The organism is Infirmifilum tikiterense, from assembly GCF_054696565.1.
Window position 1 is genome coordinate 101718 of sequence record NZ_CP182482.1, and the last position, 16456, is coordinate 118173.

A 16456-nucleotide genomic window follows, 5' to 3' on the forward strand; every position below is an offset into this window, starting at 1 on the left:
TAAGTATTTGTGAGTGTAGGGAATGCTTGCGGAGATATGTCCAAGGAAGGAGTGAAGCTTTATTTTCTCGGGACAGCTGGTAGCACTTTCACGGGAGATAACTTCCCCCCTTGCATCTTCATTGAAGGTTATCTCCTTGACTGCCCCGCTCAGTGCCCTCAAGCGCTTGTAAAATACAACCTTTTAGACCCCCTTCACACAGTTCTGCTGACGCACCTGCACATGGACCACTCGCTCGGCTTATACGACTTGGCGTGGCACTTAGGCACGGTACTTTCGCAGAAGAGGCTGAGGCTCTACCTCCCAGCAGGGGGGAAAGGGAATATCGTGAAAGCTTTCGAGATACTAGGTGGTAATCTAGCTGAGAAGCTGCTGGAGTTCTTCGAGGTTGAAGAGGTCAATCAGGGTCAAGTAAGTAGCAACCTCAGGGTTGTTAGAGCCCGGCACTCCGTGCCCGCTGTGGGCTACAGGCTGACCCTCGGCAGGGTGTCTGTCTGTTATACTGGAGACACTGCTCCATCAGAAGAGATCGCTGAGGCCTTTAAAGGCTGCGACGTCCTCATACACGACTCCACTTACCCTCCCGGCAGGGAGGAGCAGGCTGTCCTGGACGGCCACTCCACACCGCTTCAGGCCGCTGAGGTCGCTGAGCGCGTTGGCGCGAGGGTTCTCGTGCTGATTCACCTTCCTTACGCTCGCTTCGGGAGAGGTGTGAGAGAAATCTACCTTAAGGCCGCGAAGGAGATATTCCCAAACGTGATAGCCCCTGAGCCCGGCGAAGTGCTTGAGTTAAGGTGATGCAAAGTGGAAGTTGAGATACGCGCTGTGAGGCCTGAAGACCTCTTCTACATCATTGAGATGGAGGAGAGGATCTTCGGCGCGGACGCTTTCAGCTTTAACTACCTTTTCTACCTCTACGAAAATTGCAGGGAGTTCTTCCTCATAGCCGACTACAAAGGCGTGCTTGTGGGGTACGTCGTCTCGTGCAGGGAGTCGGAGGAGCTCCACGTTCACAGCATAGCTGTCGCCGAGTGGTTTAGAGGTAAGGGCGTTGGAAGAAGGCTTATGGAGGAGACACTGAGGCTTGCAAGGCTACGTGGCTTGAAAAGGGTGAGGCTGGAGGTGAAGACCGAGAACACAGTAGCTATATCCCTTTACGAGAAGCTGGGCTTCGAGCGAAAAGCGTACTTGAAAAGCTACTACGCGGATGGAAGTGACGCTTACGTCTATGTATTAAATCTTCAGTAGCTCTTAGCCACATAGACCACCTGCCTGGCTGGCCTCCCGCACCACGCGCACTTTCCGTAGTCGCCTTCCTGGAAATCGATCTCCGTACCTCTAACTTTTCCGCCGTCCGTGCTCTCCTTCAAGTCCATAGCGCACTCCTCTCTCCCGCAGAAAGGCATTTTGACGATGTAGCCGGACCGCAGCGCGGTTGTAACCTCTTCGCGTGTTTTAGCCTCTTTGATTCGTGAGCGGAAGAACTCATCGGCCCTTCTCTTTAGGTTTTCAAGTATCTCGACTTCAAGTCTCTGTACTGTCGGTATAAGGTCGTCCTCGGGAACGCGGAGGCGCTCCCCAGTGTCCCTCCTGAACAGCGTGAGCGTCCTGCTCTCGACCTCTCTCCGCCCGATCTCTATCCTCACAGGCACGCCCTTAAGCTCCCAGTCATTGAACTTCCACCCAGGGGTGTACTCTTCGCGGTCGTCAACGCGGACGCGGTAGCCTTTCCCCGATAGCCTTTCCGCGACCTCCCGAGCCTTGGCAAGAACGAGCTCTCTATCGTTCTCCCGGTAGTAGATGGGTATGATGACTACCTGGATCGGAGCTACGGAGAAGGGAAGCATAAGCCCCTTGTCGTCGCCGTGCACGGCTATTAAAGCCGCCGCGATTCGCCACACCCCGGGGCCGTAGCAGGTCTGCCAGACGTACTTTCTCTGACCGTCCTTGTCGAGGAAAGTGACGTTGAAGGCTTTCGCGAATCTCTGCCCGAGGTCATGCGTGGAAGAGATCTGGAGCACTCTCCCGTCGGGAAGCAGCGTGTCTGCGGCGTACGTGTCTTCTGCCCCCGCGAACTTGTCCCATGGTGGTCGCCTCAGGAAAAGGAAGGGTATTCCCAGCTTCTCCCAGATGACCTTCCGCGAGTTCTCCATATCTTCGCGAACCTGCCTCAGGGCTTCCTCGTGAGTTGCGAAGGCGTCGTGTGCCTCTATCCAAAGGAACTCCCTGCCGCGGATAAGTGGACGCGTGTTGCTCTCGTTCCTGTAAACGCTGACGCTTTGGTAAAGCTTGAGCGGAAGGTCCCTGTAGCTTTCGATCCAGTAGGAGTACATGTAGTAGAACGCTGTCTCGGAGGTGGGCCTCAGAGCCAGCCTTCTTTCAAGTTTCTCATCGCCCGCCTCTGTTACCCAGAACACCTCTGGCTTGAAGCCCTCCACATGCTCCTTCTCCTTCTCAAAGTTCTCCTCGGGTATGACTAGCGGGAAAAGGACCGGCTCGTGGCCCGTCTTCTCCAGCTCTTCCTCGAAGAACCTGTAGATAGCCTTGATTATTCGCATGAGCCAGGGCCTGTGAACAATGAAGCCCTGTACGTTGTACCTGAGATCCACTAAGCCCGCTTTCACCAGCACCTGCGAGTACCACTCAGAGAAGTCTTCGCTTTTCTTCACTGTGATACCTAGTGTTGACATGCCAGCTCATCACGGTATTAAAGGGAAAAATACTTTTCGCGCTTAGAGCCCCGGCCGGGGTTTGAACCCGGGACCCCCGCCTCTCTGCACCCGAGGGCTAGGTTTACCAGAGCGGTGCTCTACCTAGCTGAGCTACCGGGGCTCAGATCTCTCTTTTTTGTGGGCGTACCTACTTATCTCCTTTACGCGCTGTGCGGAAGCCGTTTGAGGCCCCGCGGAGGCGGGAACTGCGCCTCCCGGCTCTACTTGTCTGATGGTGGTTTATCAACTTTTCGCTTCAACCACGACTCCTCTTTCAGAGACTCCACTCACGAACACTCTCGGACTGGCTCTCTCCAGCTCCTGAACAACCGCTGCTTCCTCACCTCTCTTGCAAAGTGCCACGATAAAGCCTCCCCCACCCGCCCCGGTCAGCTTCGCTCCGAGAGCTCCAGCCCTTCGAGCGCTGTATACGAGGTTCTCTAACTCAAGAGTCGATACCCCTATTGCTGAGAGCAACCCGTGGTTTACGTTCATTAGGGAGCCTACCGCCTCCCAGTCTCCCCGCTCCATGAGCTTGGCCGCCTCAACCGCGAGTCTCCCGGCAGCGTAGTAAAGCGGTTCGAACACGCTCGGGAAAGCTGCCTTGAGGGTCAGCACTCGTTTCACAAGCTCTCCCGTGTTCCTGGGCTTGCCGGTATCGGCTAGCACAAGAACAAGGTCGCTGAAATCCACGTCCAGCTTTACGAAGCCCTCGCTCTTCCTGTAGGCTATCGCACCGCCGAAGGTGGCGACCGTGTTGTCTATACCGCTGGGCTTCCCGTGAACAATTTTCTCGGATTCGAGAGCCAGCTTGGAGATCTCATCGAGGGATAGCTCGAGGCCCAGAGCGCCTGCAGTGGCGGCAACAGTGGCTACCGCAACGGCCGCCGACGACCCCATCCCCGCGCCTGGAGGTATCTCTGAGTCGACTTCAATGTTCACGCCTCGAGTCACCCCGGCCTTATTCATGGCTAGGTAGGCAGCGTAGGCAACGGGGTACAGCGGGTCTTTTTCTTCAGCAGGAGGGATAGAGTATTCCCCTGTGGCTTTCAGGTTCCTGCTTGACACCCTTATCACGCTGTCTCCGGTAAGCTCGGCTCTCACGCGGGCCCTTAGCGAGATAGCTACAGCCACTGCGGGCTGGTCCTCCACCACGAAATGCTCGCCGAAAAGGATGACCTTCCCGGGCGCAGAAGCCAGAGCTCTCACGGGAAGCTATTAGCGAAGACGGCTAATAAAAACATCGCCACGGCTCTCCTCCCCCTAGCAACGAGGCCTAGTTTACTCCTTCACTCTTATCTACACTACGTTGAGGCCCGTTAGGCGAGGTGGAGCTGTTCGAGGCGCCTTTTCAGCCTCTCAATGGACTCGTTGACCTTCTCCTTGGGATACTCGTATGCGGGTAGCTTTCCCTCGAAATACTCTGAGTAGGCCGCTAAGTCCAGCAGGCCATGGCCGCTCAGGTTAAACAGTATGACTCTCTCCTCGTTCTTCCTGCGAGCTTCTAGCGCTAGGTCTATGGCAGCTCTTATGGCGTGAGCGCTCTCAGGTGCGGGGACTATGCCTTCGGTCCGCGCAAACATCACAGCAGCGTCGAACACGGATACTTGGTCGTAGGCCGTGCTTTCGAAAAGCCCGTGTTTCTTGAGGAGGCTGAGGGTAGGGGCAGCGCCGTGGTACCTTAGTCCTCCGGCGTGGATTGGAGGAGGCACGTAGTCGTGGCCCAGCGTGTACATTTTCAGGAGGGGGGTTAGCCCCGCGGTGTCCCCGAAGTCGTACATGTACTCTCCCTTTGTGAGAGACGGCGCCGCTGTAGGCTCGACTGCTATGAACCTGACGTCCTTCGGGGCTTTCTTGTCGCGCACAAGCATGTAGAAGGGGTAAGCTAAGCCCGCGAAGTTGCTCCCCCCTCCCACGCACCCTACGACGAAGTCGGGAAAGTCGTCGGCCTGCTTCATCTGCTCGATGGCTTCGAGCCCGATCACAGTCTGGTGCATGAGGACATGGTTCAATACGCTTCCGAGACTGTACTTGGTGTTTTCGTGCGTCAAGGCATCCTCTATGGCCTCGCTTATCGCTATCCCCAGCGAGCCAGGATGGGAAGGCTCTCTTTCAAGTATCTCTCTGCCAAACCTAGTCCTGTTGCTGGGGCTCGGCACAACCTCAGCCCCCCAGGTCCGCATCAGAACCGCGCGGTAAGGCTTCTGCTCGTAGCTCGCCCTGACCATGTACACCGTTAGCTTGAGGCCGAAGAGGTTTGTAGCGAAGGCGAGCGCGCTCCCCCACTGCCCAGCACCTGTTTCCGTGGTGAGCCTCTCGACACCTTCCCTCGCATTGTAGAATGCCTGCGCCACTGCCGTGTTGGGCTTGTGGCTTCCCGGAGGACTTACTCCTTCGTATTTGAAGTAGATCCTTGCGGGCGTTTTGAGAGCCTTCTCAAGGCGAGTAGCCCTCACTAAGGGAGTGGGCCTCCAGATCAGGTAAACTTCGCGAACTTCCTCCGGTATCGGCACGAACCTCTCCGTTGAAACCTCTTGCCTCACGATCTCTTTCGGGAAAATAGCTTCAAGCTCCTCCGGCTTAACGGGTTCACCCGTTGCCGGGCTGCGGGGCGGAGGAAGAGGCTCAGGAAGATCGGGCAGGATGTTGTACCACGCGCGCGGCAACAGGTTTTCATCAATAGTGTACTTTTTTGTCATTTTTTGTTCACAGGTTCACATGTTTATACTTCTTGGTATAAAAATGTTTCGCTTCAGGAGAGAGGTAACTAATAAAGGTAGGTTAGCGGGGTTCTAGATGTGGGTAGCAGTCTGCTCGGTAGATTCGAGGAAGCCGTGAAGGGCCACGAGAAGAAGCTGGAGGTGCTTAAGGTCCTGCTCAAGTACGGGTTAAGCGTGCGCGACGGCATGATCTACATAGGGGAAAGGATAAAAGTCCCGTACAAATCCGTAGCTCAGGAGGCTGGGGTAGATAGGAGGACTGTCCTCGAGGCTGTGCGGCTTATACTCAGCGACGAGTTCCTCAGGGAGTTTTTCTCCGGGCTCAGACCAGCTGGTCCATCGCTGGTTAACGTCGCCAAGCTGCTTGGCTACAGGTGTCTGATCGTTGAAACGCACGAGGACAGGCCCGGCATACTCGCTTGGGTTGCCTCGGCCTTAGCGGAGAAGGGGATTAACATTTTGCAGGTGGTGGCTGAGGATCCTACCCTCTACGAGGAGCCGAAACTCTACGTGATTGTATCCTCAGGTGTACCCGGCGAAGTAATCGATAAGATACTCCAACACTCGGCTATAAAGCGCGTTTCGATAAGCTAGCCTCAAGCTCACTGATGATCCTGTCTAGGACTTTGTCGGCTAACCCTGCTGGCAAGCGGATAGACGCGGCATGCGGGTGGCCCCCGCCAGACCCACCCCACTCTCTAGCAACTTTCGCGAACACCTCGAGGAGGTCTACGCTCGCCTCTTCAGGAGCCCTCCCGGTTATCACGACGGAGTCTGAGCCGATCCTGAACATCAGCAGCACGATCTTGCCCTCCACCTTTGCCTGGTGCGAGGCTATTCTGCCCGCGAAACCGTATACGCGTGTCTCGCGCAGGTCTATCACGCGCAGTAGGGGCGAGTCGTACACTACTCGATTCGTTGCCTCCTCGTAGAGCCTCCGGGCTTTTTCTTCCGCGGCCTCAAACCTCTCCACGGCCTCCTCTGGTACAAGAACGCGCTTTTTTACCCAGTACCCTATTAAGAGGCGCTTGAAATCCTCGTCTTGAGGCTCGAGGGCTAAAGAGCCTGACAGCACTTCTACTGCGGAGGCGAGTTCCGCGTCATCAGGAGCTGCCGGAGCATCAGAGATCTCCGCCAGTCGCACCAGCTTCTCGTAGAAAACAGGGTCCTCTGTCTCGTTGACCATTTCCCTGAGGAGCGTGGCCGTAGCGGGTGCCTGCTCGGCCGTAACCTTTACCCCTATTGCTTCAAGATCGGCTCTCTTGGATATCGTCGAGGGATGGTGGTCAACCCACACGACTTCAAGCCGCTTTGAGAGCTCTGACAGCACCTGCGATACCGTGATCCAGTGTTCAACGTCTACGGCTATGTCAAGGATGTACAGTTTCTGCAGGGCCTGAAGGTCAACTCGGCTCAGCGTAAGGTGCAGGGAGAAGGGCTGAGAGAAGTAGACCCTGTACTTAAGATGTGGGTTAATGTGCATGAGGTGGGCTACCACAATAGCGGCTGACGCCAGGCCATCGAGATCCCCATGCGTAATTATAGCCGTGAAAGCCTTGGAGCTAAGCATTACACCATCGACTCTTGGCATCCGCGTTGTTTTAAGCATTACCTACTGGCCCACTCACCCGCTTGGGACGGTTGCTTGGCTTCATGAATATACAGATAAACTGGAGACGCCGTTGGCAAGTAGGTGGGAGATTACTTCAGGGCGCCTCGTTCACGCAGTTTGAGCGCGCACTCTCTGATAAAGACCTTGATTTTAGCTTCCGGGATCTTAAGCTCGCTCGAGACCTCCTGCAAAGTGCGGCCTAACGCTAGCTTAGCCAGCACCGCGCGCTGTTCTCGTGTTTCAGCCAGCCCGTGTGCCAGTGCGAGGCGCGCCACTAGAGAATAATCGGTAGCGCTTAGGGTCTCGAGCTCCTCCGCTTTTATGGGAGACGAGTACCTCGTGATGTTGTCGAGCGAGATTATGGTCACCCAGTCGTCGTCGGTCAAGTCGGGATATATCTCCCGTAAAGCATCCAGTAGATCCCTCTTGCTACCGAAACCGTCTTTCTTTGCGTCCTCGTCGGTAAGCTCGGATACGCGTGTGAACCTCAAGGATTTGACTTGGGCCTCGCCGTATATCCGGCCGTTGCTCTCGAGGAAGACTTCTTGATGAAGTGGCTGGACTATGCCCTTTCTGATCGTCGTTGTCTTCTCCCCGGAGAGAAGCCTCTGTAGGTAGCTCAGCCTGAAGCTCAGCACTTTCCCCAACTTTCTCACAGTCCTTTGACTGGCCACCACGCAAACAACCTTCCTACGAGCTTTAAGTTCTTTGCTTAGCCGATTCTTCTTCCGAGCAGCCGGCCCGCGAGCAACGAAGGATCCGAGTAGGCTGGGAAGACCGTTGGGTATATCTTCAGGGGGCCGCGGAACTGGACGTAGCCCTCGTCGCTTAAGCGCTGCAGGGCCTCATCCTGCTCGCGCTGTGAGAGAGGCTTTATGCCGAGGCTTTCGCATATCAGCGCGACGTGCTTCTGTACATCCCTCAGGGTTACGAAGTTCTGGTTCAGCTGGCGCGACGCGAAGAGCAAAGCCAAGAGCACTATTTTCTCGGCCGTCCCAAGCTGCTCGATGCTCTGAGAGAACAAAAACTTTTCGCGCATGCTCTGGGCAACGGCTTTGTTAACGTGCTCTAGGGAGATTGCCTCAGCGCCCTCGGACTCGGCGATCTGCCCGGCCAGCAGTAGGAGGTCCAGCGCCCGCCTGACGTCCGACTCAAACATCGCCTCAGTGACTTCTGCCAGGTACTCTGCAACAGCCTCGGGTAGGACGCCAGGAGCGCACGCTTCACCGGCGCGAAAAAGTATGATATCCACGAGTTGGTCGCGCGTGTACGCAGGGTATTTGACCGCAAGGGCCCCCAGGGAGGATTGTTCTTCAGGGGCCAGGTGGTAGGCCCACCCTTCCTCTCGCGAGATGAAGATTATACCGCTCACGTTCTCGACGCCAAACTCTGGTAGACGTGCAAGGTTGTAGACTATACGACCCCCGTGCAGAGAGCGGTATCCGGTAAGCTGGTCTGCCTCGTCTATTGTTATCACGTATATGCGGTCCGAGTACCTTTGTAGGTGTAAGATGAATTTCTCGAAAACCTCGCCAGCACTAAGGCTCCGCGAAACCTTACCCCCCACCCTTGATAGTAGCTGGGAATAGACGAGCCACGGAGACGGGTCGGAGAGAGCTCTGAGGTTCAAGTACACGTGGGTCAGCCTAGGCGACATGGAGCCTAGTAAGCGTAGAAGGAGGTGGGTCGACGTTGTCTTCCCAGTCCCCTTAGGGCCGACGAGCTGCACCACCTTGAAGTACGGTGACTCGGACTGAATATCCCGGAAAAACGAGTGGAGCATGGAGAGCTGGGCCTCCCGGTGCGGCATCCTCGCAGGTATGTGCTGTCTAGAGAGAGCCCTGGGGTTGACGAAGATGGGCATTTTACCTTCACTATAAACCTTCGTTTAGCATTAATAAGGTTGCAGTGAATATGAAAACTTTGAAAGTGGTCTCAAACTCAGTGTGATTTCCTTTCTTTCGACGCAGGCGCCAGGGTAAAAGGAAAGGAGATCAGATCGTCGCGAGGCTGTCATCTACCCCTCCATGCAACTGGGACGGCGTCATCATCGCGAGGAGAAATGTTAACCGGTTATATAAACTCTAGCACAGTGCTCGAAGTGCGGGGTGCGAGGGACCCTAAAATGTGCCAGTCACAAGCATAGTAGATGTGAAAGAGGAGGTAAAGTTTAGCGCCCAAGCGCACATGGGTTCAGAAAAAGTTATCGACCCTCGCGAGAGAGCTAGAGCCGAGAGCTGATCCTGCGCAAAATAGAAAACATGGCATGACAGCTACAGGAGAAGGACGGCAAGCAGCCGCCCAACTGCGGCACTACCAGTATTTAAGGTGATCGGTGTTGCTCAGGGATATTGCTAAGTGGTGGAGTAGGCTACCAGTTGCAGCAAAGAGGTATATAGTGTTCCAGGCTCTTACTGTACCAGTGCTCTTCGCGTGGATATTAGTGCCTTACCTCATGCTAGCAACTGGTTTAAGTGTAGCCGAAGCGGGTATCGTGTTGACGGCTGCCTCAGCTATAGCAACTGTAGTGAACGCCATCGTTGGCAGGGTTCTTGATAGAGCCGAGCCAGTAGTATTCATAGCAGTTATATCCCTTGTTGAGGGTGTAGCGTACTTTATCTACATGTACGGGTTCTTGGCAAACATACTACTATTAATTGTTGTGGCAGCTGTTGTTGAGAGGCTGGCGAAAGGCTTCTATCCCGTATTTAAGGTCTACGAGTACGATGTCTACCCGGAGGAGTTTAGGGAGAAGGCTTTCGCCCTCCACAACCTGATCCCATATCTGGCACAGCTCGCGACGTACCCCTTGATAGGGTATGTGCTTGCAGTCTTGTCGGACAGCCTGTATGCTCAGATAACCTCTCTGGGTATGTTTGCCCTCGCGTCTACGGCGTTAGGGTTTCTCGCTCTCGCATGGCTTCCGAGAATCGGTGTGAGAAGGATAGAAGTCTCTCAACTGCTACTTAGGAGGATGCCGGAAGCATTTATAAAAATGAGTCTAGCGATAATGGTCTTCGGTGTAGCTTTCGAACTCTGTCAGCCCCTAGTGGTGGCCAACCTCTTCATAGAAATAGCCGGAAACCCCCTTCTAGGTCTCGCCTACTACGAGACCTTTGCGGCGCTACCAGCCGTAATAGTCTCACCGTTAATACTACGTATTAATAGAAGGTACGGGGTGCTGTTGCTTGTATCGGGTATGGGCCTTATAGCCCTAGCAGATCTCCTACTCGGCTTCTCCTACAAGGTTGAAATAGCCCTTCTAGCGGCTATGGCGGCCTCCGCCGGCTACGCGCTCGTGGACCCCTTCTTCATGGACGTATTATTCTCCACGATACCAAAGGAGTATAGGGGGTCACTGCTAGGCTCTCTCGCGGCTGTAAGGGGGCTTATAGGGATAGCAATGCCAGCTATAGCGGGATTTATAGCCGAGATAAACACCCACTTACCCTTCATACTAGCAGCCATTATAGTTACATTCACTGCGGGCTTAACACTGAGTGCTGCAAAACCATATTATAGATCTTTCAGCATTGCAGAATATTGAGCTAGCCAAGCCCTAACAGGTGCCTTCTATCAACTATCTTTGTGAATTAGCTCCTTAGCTTTTATGTGACCATAAAATGTGCTAGACTCAAGTCTTCCCGAAAAGCATATTCTCTTCGAGATCTCAGCTAGCGCGAGGAACTTTGCTGGGCGGAAGCCGCCCTCGCCCATCACTTTTCTCTCGTGGTAGATTAACTCCTCTCCCTTCCATAGCCTTAGGATCCCATTCTCGCGGATTGACAGAAAAGTGCATATCCAGACAAGGCAACCGCCCGCTATGAGTAAGCCGTGATCACCTGCTAGAGGGTTCTCAGACAGGTAAAGAGGGGTGTGCTGGACACGGCCCTAGAGGATGAAAAACCCATATTTACCAGCTGGGTGTCTTGGTGAAAGTATGAATGGAAAGTTCATGGTTGTAGCGGCTATCTCCGCCATAGCGATAGTTCTTTACTGGTCCCCGTTGCCTATAAACGTTGGCGAGTATATTATTGGCGGTTACCCGTGGCTCGCGCCCGAGGAGTCGAGGCCGGCAATGATGCTCCTAGGCGCTCTCCTCGCAGCGATCTTCCTAGGCCTCACGGCTTTCATGTGGTTTGTAACGAAAAAGCTTGAGGAGATGCAGGACGAGGAGTATGCGGACGTGGGAGGGGGCTCCTCCCCCGGGTCTGAGTGGTAGTTATCATGAAGATCTGGGTCGAGGCCTTAACCCCTAAGCAGGTTCTCCTGTTTTCATACCTTCAGAGAGAGCTGAGCGGTGCAGAGGTTTTCCTAACAACGCGGGACTACGACTTAAACGCCGCACTAGCATCGAGGCTGTGGAGTAAGTACTACATTGTGGGGCGCTATGGTGGCAGCACACCTCTTGCTAAGCTATATGAAAGCGCAAGCCGACAGAGGGCTCTCGCCAGGATAGTGTCGCACGAGAGGCCGGACGTGCACGTAACGTTCGTTTCGCCAGACTCAACTAGGGTGGCGTTCGCCCTCGGAATAAAAGCCATAACGTCCAGCGACTCCCCTCACTCGGACGCCGTCTCCAGGCTCGCGATCCCTCTCTCAAATAAGTTGGTCGTCCCGGAATTCCTCGCCAAGAGCTTCGAAGGATACAAAGCCCTCGTAGAGGTAGTCACGTTCAAAGGGCTTTTCGAGCTCGCGTGGCTACTCCGAGAGCAACCGGATCCAAAGGTGCCTTTAGAGCTCGGCCTTGAACCCTTCAACTACGTTGTCGTGCGCCCCGGCGAGCACAAAGCCTACTACTACCCCGACCCCGGTAGGGCTTTAACTACCCCGCTGGCAGTATGCAAGTATGTACTCGAGCATACGGACCTTGATGTCGTGGTGTACCCTCGCTACCCTGACCAGGCGAGCTTATTCAGAAGGGCGTTACGCCGGTGGGAAAACAGAGTAAAGATCCTCGAGAGGCCTGCTCATTTCGTAAGCCTCGAGTTTTATGCAAGGCTGGTCGTCAGCGGTGGGGGCACGATGGCTACTGAGGCGGCGCTAATGGGGACACCTGCGCTTTCAACATACCCCGGTGAGCTTGAAGTACACGAGTACATAAAAAGCAGAGGGTTCCCAATATTCAGAACCCCTCTCAACTCTAGGATCCTAAACTTTATACTCTCAAGAGGAGGGTCTGAGGCCGAGAGGAGAGCTTATCTGGAGAAAGCTCGATCAACCATGGAAGACCCCGTGAAAGTCTACGCTCGTGAGATACTAGAAACTGTGCGCTAGTGCTCGCCAGCTCATCCCTGGCCTCAGACGAAAGCTTTAAGTACTGTGTTTGTAAAAGCAAGATTCGCGGTGGAACGAATGGAGTATGTATACGCGAGTCTGATCCTCTACCACGCAGGCCGGGAGATCACGGAAGAGAGTGTCAGAAGGATCCTAGAGGCTGCAGGCGTGCAGGTTGACGAAGTGAGGTTGAAGGCGCTCGTAGCCTCCCTCAAGGAGGTCAACATAGAAGAGGCCATTAAGACAGCTGCTATGCCTGTAGTGGCTGCTCCAGCCACGACCGCCGCCGCTACAGCCCCAGCTCCAAGCGCAGAGGGAAAGAAGGAGGAAGAGAAGAAGGAGGAGAAGAAGGAGGAGGCCCCAGAGGAGAGCATTGAAGAAGGCCTATCAGGTCTCTTCGGCTTTTAGTGAAGGGAGCATTTTTGCCGGGTATCTTACCCTTCGCTGACCTACTTCGAGAGCTTTTTGTGGTTTTAACTCTCGCCGTTGCAGGTTACACTGACTACAGGAAAAGGGAGGTTGACGACAAGGTCTGGGTCGTCGGTTCCTTAGCCACAGCTCCCCTCCTCGCAGCCACCCTGGCATCCCTAAGGCTGGACTTATACTTGGTTTCTCTCACGCTAGCCGCTTCCCTGGCGCTCTTCGTGTGGAAGTTTAAGCTCATGGGAGAGGCTGATGCCATCGCCCTGGCCTTCGTGGGATTGGCAGAGCCCCCTTCCGCCACGAGCATTTTAACGCTCATCCCGCTGGCAACGATAGTTACGCTAGCGGGGTTAGCTTCACTACTCTATGCTCTCTACAATGTTGCTCTGAACATTGCGAAAAAGCCCCGTTTTGATGGAGAAACCTCGCTTTTGAGGAGGCTGGTGATGCTGGCGACTATGCGCTACGTAAACCTTGAGGAGTACCGCCGGAGAAGTTACATGTACGCACCGGTTCAGGGCCTGGAGGCATCCTCGCTCATCCGTGTACCCGAGGGGGAGGCTCCGCCCCTGAGCGAGGAATTCTGGGCGGTTGTAGGGCTCCCCTACGTAACCCTACTTGCGGTAGGCTATCTTCTCTACCTAGCTTTAAAGCATGGCTCCGCGCTTCTGAGTGTTTAAGGCAACACGTATAATTACCACGAGCCGCTATTTCCGCAACGTGTACGCTTTCGAGGAGGCTGCAGTGAACTTTGCGGCGGGGATAGCACTCGGCATCCCACTGGGCTTGGTCGCGTATAAGCTGAAGTACCTCGATAAAAGGGCAACTGCAGTCAGCATACTGTTATCAGGGCTATACTTCACGGGCGGGGTTGGCCTCTACCTGCCGTCTCTAGCGTTCTTCTTCTCTTCCTCGCTAGCCACGCGCCTCGCCTATGCTTCGAAAAAGAGTAAAGGAGCGGCGGAGAGAGAGGAAGGTAGGTCGGCGAGCCAGGTAATCGGCGCTGGCCTCGTTGCGGCGGTTCTGACAGCTATGTACGGCATCCTCGCAGACCACCGAGATAAGCTGCTGGTGCCCACCCTGGCTGTGCTTGCATCCTCCAACGCCGACACGTGGGCGGCGGAGGTGGGTGCACTCTACCGCGGGAAGCCGAGGCTGATCACGAGACCCGGCATCGAGGTGGAGCCGGGGACCTCGGGTGGCGTGACGCCTCTCGGCGCTCTTGGGGCGGTTTCCGGCTCAGCAGTGGTGGGGCTTGTGGCGCTGTTAGAGAGCGCATTGGGGATTCTGCCCTTGAGCGCCGCGCTTATACCGCAGATTGTTTTGCTGGGCTGGCTCGGGGAGGTCTTCGACAGCGTAATAGGTGCTACTTTACAAGTTAAGTACTACTGTCCCCGGTGCCGGACTCTGACGGATAAGCCTGTGCACCTTTGCGGCGAGAAAACAGTAAGAGTCGGTGGGCTGTCGTGGGTAACGAACGAGATCACGAATCTGCTGGCAACCGGGATCGTCGCGTTGCTTGGATTAGTCCTACAAACTTTATTATAGCCTTTTGAGGAGATCATACGGCGATGACGCGCGCTCGCCTAGCACTTTCAGTCCTGGCGGTTATTCTCCTCACGCTTCCGTGCCTCAGCGCCCAGCCTGCAAGCGTGGTGGTAGTCGAGGTTTACGGGAACATCGATGAGGGTAAAGTGTATCTCCTGAGAAAGGCGGCCTACCGAGCCGAGGGCGGAGCGCTGCTGGTCGTGATCAACAGCTATGGCGGCTACCTCAAGTCAATGGACGAAATGATCTCCATTGTTAAAGGCTGCAACTGCAGGGTTATAGCATGGGTGCCTCCGGGCGCTAAAGCAGTCTCCGCGGCGACCGGAGTCGCGTTGGCCGCAGGCAAGCTGTACCTGGGTGAGGGAGCTGTAATAGGGGCGTGTAAACCCGTCCCGGCCGACGAGAAGGTAGAGTCCTACATGGTTTCTAGGATTAAGAGCCTGCTAGAGGAGAAGGGCGTAGCCGGATCGGCAGATATTGCTGAGAAACTCGTACTGGAAAGCAAGGCTCTCACGACCAACGAGGCTGTAGCGGCAGGTATAGCTAATGGTGTAGCCAACCTGTTAACAGAGGTTCTGAGGCTCGAGGGGCTAGAGCACGCTGCTCTCGAGTACGTTGGTGGAGACGTCGTTAGCGACGCCCTCTCGCTCGTAATGGATCCCGGGGTCGCTATCCTCTTCATGATACTCGGTGCGCTTCTTATAGCTCTCGAGTTCCACGTCACGGGATTCCAGGGGTGGGGTGTGCTGGGGGCCGTACTGGTGCTCCTAGCCCTTTACACTTTCGGCGTCGTTGGAGTGAACCTACTGGTATTCGTCTTAGCGGTCACGGGTACGGCCCTCATACTGGTAGAGCTCCTTAAACCGGGAGTACAGCTTTTCGGTATTAGCGGCGCCGCTCTTGTAATGCTCGCCTTGCTCATTGAGTACTACGCACAGCCCTACGTAGCACCCACTGCCTCGACGATAGCAATTGTTGCAATCCTCGGTGCCTCCATTGCTTTCGTCGGATTCATAATACTCAAGGCCTCTGAGGCATTAAGGATGAAAACCCTAAGTGTGGAGGAGAGGCTTCTCGGTAAAGTTGGAGTCGCTAAAACGGAGATTAAACCCGGTAAAAGGGGGGTCGTGCTCGTGGAGAGCGAGGAATGGACCGCTGAGAGCGAGGAAGAGATACACGCCGGTGAGAAAGTTACCGTTGTAGGTCTCGAGGGGCTGGTAGTAAAAGTTCGGCGCGTGAAAAATTAATAGGAAACCCCGCGGTGTAAATCAACGATTTAGAGATGGATCCCGTAACCCTGTTCCTAATATTCATAGCGCTTCTCGTCTTCGCCAGCGTGATAGCTAGCAGCGTAAGAGTCGTCCCGGAGTACCAGCGGATCGTCGTGTTGAGGCTCGGGCGCGTGGTGAAGGTGGCGGGGCCTGGGATAGTGATCTTGATACCCTTCATCGACAAGGGAGTAGTTGTAGACCTCAGAGAGCAGTACATTGAGGTCACTAAGCAGACGTGTATAACAAAGGATAACGCTCCGGTCGACATAGACTTCCTGATATACTTCCGGGTTATCGACCCTAAGAAGAGTGTAGTGGAAGTCTCGGATTTCAGGGGCGCGGCCATTGGAATTGCGACGACAACCCTCAGAGCTGTGGTGGGAGATATAGACCTTGACCAGGTGCTCGCTAAGCGCGAGTACATCAACGAGGTCCTCAGGGAGAAGCTCGACGAGGTAACGGCAAGGTGGGGTGTTAAGGTCACTGCGGTGGAGATTAGGGAGATCATTCCACCCCGAGAAGTCCAGGAGGCTATGATCAAGCAGATGAGCGCAGAGAGGAACAGGCGGGCGATGGTGACGGAGGCGGAGGGCAAGCGGGAGGCCGCGGTGAGGGTGGCCCAGGGCGAGAAGGAGGCGCTGATACTCAAGGCCGAGGGTGAAAAGCAGGCCGCAATACTGAGAGCCGAGGGCCAAGCTCTCGCCCTCAGGTATGTGGACGAGGAGGCTAGGAAGCTGGATCCGAAGACCATGTTGCTCCAGTACCTGACGGCTCTGCAGTCTATAGCCTCATCGCCGTCCACCAAAATAGTTCTACCCATGGAGCTCTTCAGGCTTCTAAGCCCACTTAAAGAGTTTGTAGATGAGTACTTGCAAAAGAAAGAGTAGAAAATAT

At 55.0% G+C, this 16456-nt stretch carries 17 protein-coding genes and 1 tRNA gene; 11 read left to right on the top strand and 7 right to left on the bottom strand.

What is annotated here, in order from left to right; all coding sequences use genetic code 11:
- Window positions 1-36 precede the first annotated feature (36 nt).
- Both ACNO7C_RS00600 and rimI read left to right on the top strand, forming a co-directional pair.
- On the top strand, window positions 37-798 hold the full coding sequence (locus ACNO7C_RS00600) for an MBL fold metallo-hydrolase (RefSeq protein WP_460025099.1): 762 nt from the start codon (window positions 37-39) through the stop codon (window positions 796-798).
- Between the two features lie 6 nt (window positions 799-804).
- On the top strand, window positions 805-1248 hold the full coding sequence (gene rimI, locus ACNO7C_RS00605) for a ribosomal protein S18-alanine N-acetyltransferase (protein ID WP_318536661.1): 444 nt from the start codon (window positions 805-807) through the stop codon (window positions 1246-1248).
- On the opposite strand, the gene proS is transcribed toward rimI, so the two are convergent.
- The 4 genes from proS to ACNO7C_RS00625 all read right to left on the bottom strand — a co-directional run bounded on the left by proS (window position 1242) and on the right by ACNO7C_RS00625 (window position 5410).
- Window positions 1242-2690: a proline--tRNA ligase gene (gene proS / locus ACNO7C_RS00610; RefSeq protein ID WP_460025100.1), complete on the bottom strand. Its 1449-nt coding sequence runs from the start codon at window positions 2688-2690 to the stop codon at window positions 1242-1244. The two genes, rimI and proS, sit on opposite strands and share 7 nt — an antisense overlap.
- Window positions 2691-2736: 46 nt before the next feature.
- A tRNA-Thr gene (locus ACNO7C_RS00615) sits at window positions 2737-2832 on the bottom strand.
- A gap of 122 nt (window positions 2833-2954) precedes the next feature.
- Window positions 2955-3920, bottom strand: a complete 966-nt coding sequence (mvk, locus tag ACNO7C_RS00620; RefSeq protein WP_460025101.1) for a mevalonate kinase — start codon at window positions 3918-3920, stop codon at window positions 2955-2957.
- Between the two features lie 110 nt (window positions 3921-4030).
- Window positions 4031-5410, bottom strand: coding sequence for a TrpB-like pyridoxal phosphate-dependent enzyme (locus ACNO7C_RS00625; RefSeq protein WP_460025102.1), 1380 nt, complete (start codon window positions 5408-5410; stop codon window positions 4031-4033).
- Between the two features lie 99 nt (window positions 5411-5509).
- Here ACNO7C_RS00625 and ACNO7C_RS00630 point away from each other — a divergent pair, with 99 nt between their 5' ends.
- The gene (locus ACNO7C_RS00630; RefSeq protein ID WP_460025103.1) at window positions 5510-6025 is read left to right on the top strand and encodes an amino acid-binding ACT domain protein; all 516 of its coding nucleotides are present in this window, start codon (window positions 5510-5512) and stop codon (window positions 6023-6025) included.
- On the opposite strand, the gene ACNO7C_RS00635 is transcribed toward ACNO7C_RS00630, so the two are convergent.
- The 3 genes from ACNO7C_RS00635 to ACNO7C_RS00645 form a co-directional block, all read right to left on the bottom strand.
- Window positions 6000-7001, bottom strand: a complete 1002-nt coding sequence (locus ACNO7C_RS00635) for a DHHA1 domain-containing protein (protein ID WP_460025104.1) — start codon at window positions 6999-7001, stop codon at window positions 6000-6002. The genes ACNO7C_RS00630 and ACNO7C_RS00635 overlap by 26 nt on opposite strands.
- Before the next feature lie 131 nt (window positions 7002-7132).
- On the bottom strand, window positions 7133-7720 hold the full coding sequence (locus ACNO7C_RS00640; protein ID WP_460025105.1) for an ASCH domain-containing protein: 588 nt from the start codon (window positions 7718-7720) through the stop codon (window positions 7133-7135).
- Window positions 7721-7755: 35 nt separating this feature from the next.
- The gene (locus tag ACNO7C_RS00645; RefSeq protein WP_460025106.1) at window positions 7756-8907 is read right to left on the bottom strand and encodes a Cdc6/Cdc18 family protein; all 1152 of its coding nucleotides are present in this window, start codon (window positions 8905-8907) and stop codon (window positions 7756-7758) included.
- 474 nt (window positions 8908-9381) lie between these two features.
- Between ACNO7C_RS00645 and ACNO7C_RS00650 the strand changes: the two genes are divergently transcribed.
- From ACNO7C_RS00650 to ACNO7C_RS00685, 8 genes are all read left to right on the top strand, one after another.
- The gene (locus ACNO7C_RS00650; protein WP_460025107.1) at window positions 9382-10590 is read left to right on the top strand and encodes an MFS transporter; all 1209 of its coding nucleotides are present in this window, start codon (window positions 9382-9384) and stop codon (window positions 10588-10590) included.
- 393 nt (window positions 10591-10983) lie between these two features.
- Window positions 10984-11265 (top strand): hypothetical protein, encoded by a 282-nt coding sequence (locus tag ACNO7C_RS00655; RefSeq protein ID WP_460025108.1) that lies wholly within the window; start codon window positions 10984-10986, stop codon window positions 11263-11265.
- Window positions 11266-11270: 5 nt separating this feature from the next.
- Window positions 11271-12320, top strand: a complete 1050-nt coding sequence (locus ACNO7C_RS00660) for a DUF354 domain-containing protein (RefSeq protein ID WP_460025109.1) — start codon at window positions 11271-11273, stop codon at window positions 12318-12320.
- A 78-nt stretch (window positions 12321-12398) separates the two neighbouring features.
- Window positions 12399-12728, top strand: coding sequence for a 50S ribosomal protein P1 (rpl12p, locus tag ACNO7C_RS00665; protein ID WP_460025110.1), 330 nt, complete (start codon window positions 12399-12401; stop codon window positions 12726-12728).
- Window positions 12729-12742: 14 nt separating this feature from the next.
- Entirely contained in the window at window positions 12743-13423 is a 681-nt protein-coding gene (locus ACNO7C_RS00670) for a prepilin peptidase (protein WP_460025111.1), read from the top strand.
- Window positions 13424-13463: 40 nt separating this feature from the next.
- Window positions 13464-14291 carry a DUF92 domain-containing protein gene (locus ACNO7C_RS00675; RefSeq protein WP_460025112.1) on the top strand — a complete coding sequence of 276 codons (828 nt, stop codon included), beginning with the start codon at window positions 13464-13466 and terminating at the stop codon, window positions 14289-14291.
- Window positions 14292-14314: 23 nt separating this feature from the next.
- Window positions 14315-15538: an NfeD family protein gene (locus ACNO7C_RS00680; protein ID WP_460025113.1), complete on the top strand. Its 1224-nt coding sequence runs from the start codon at window positions 14315-14317 to the stop codon at window positions 15536-15538.
- Window positions 15539-15573: 35 nt separating this feature from the next.
- Window positions 15574-16449 (top strand): SPFH domain-containing protein, encoded by an 876-nt coding sequence (locus ACNO7C_RS00685; RefSeq protein WP_460025114.1) that lies wholly within the window; start codon window positions 15574-15576, stop codon window positions 16447-16449.
- The last annotated feature ends 7 nt before the right edge of the window (window positions 16450-16456 follow it).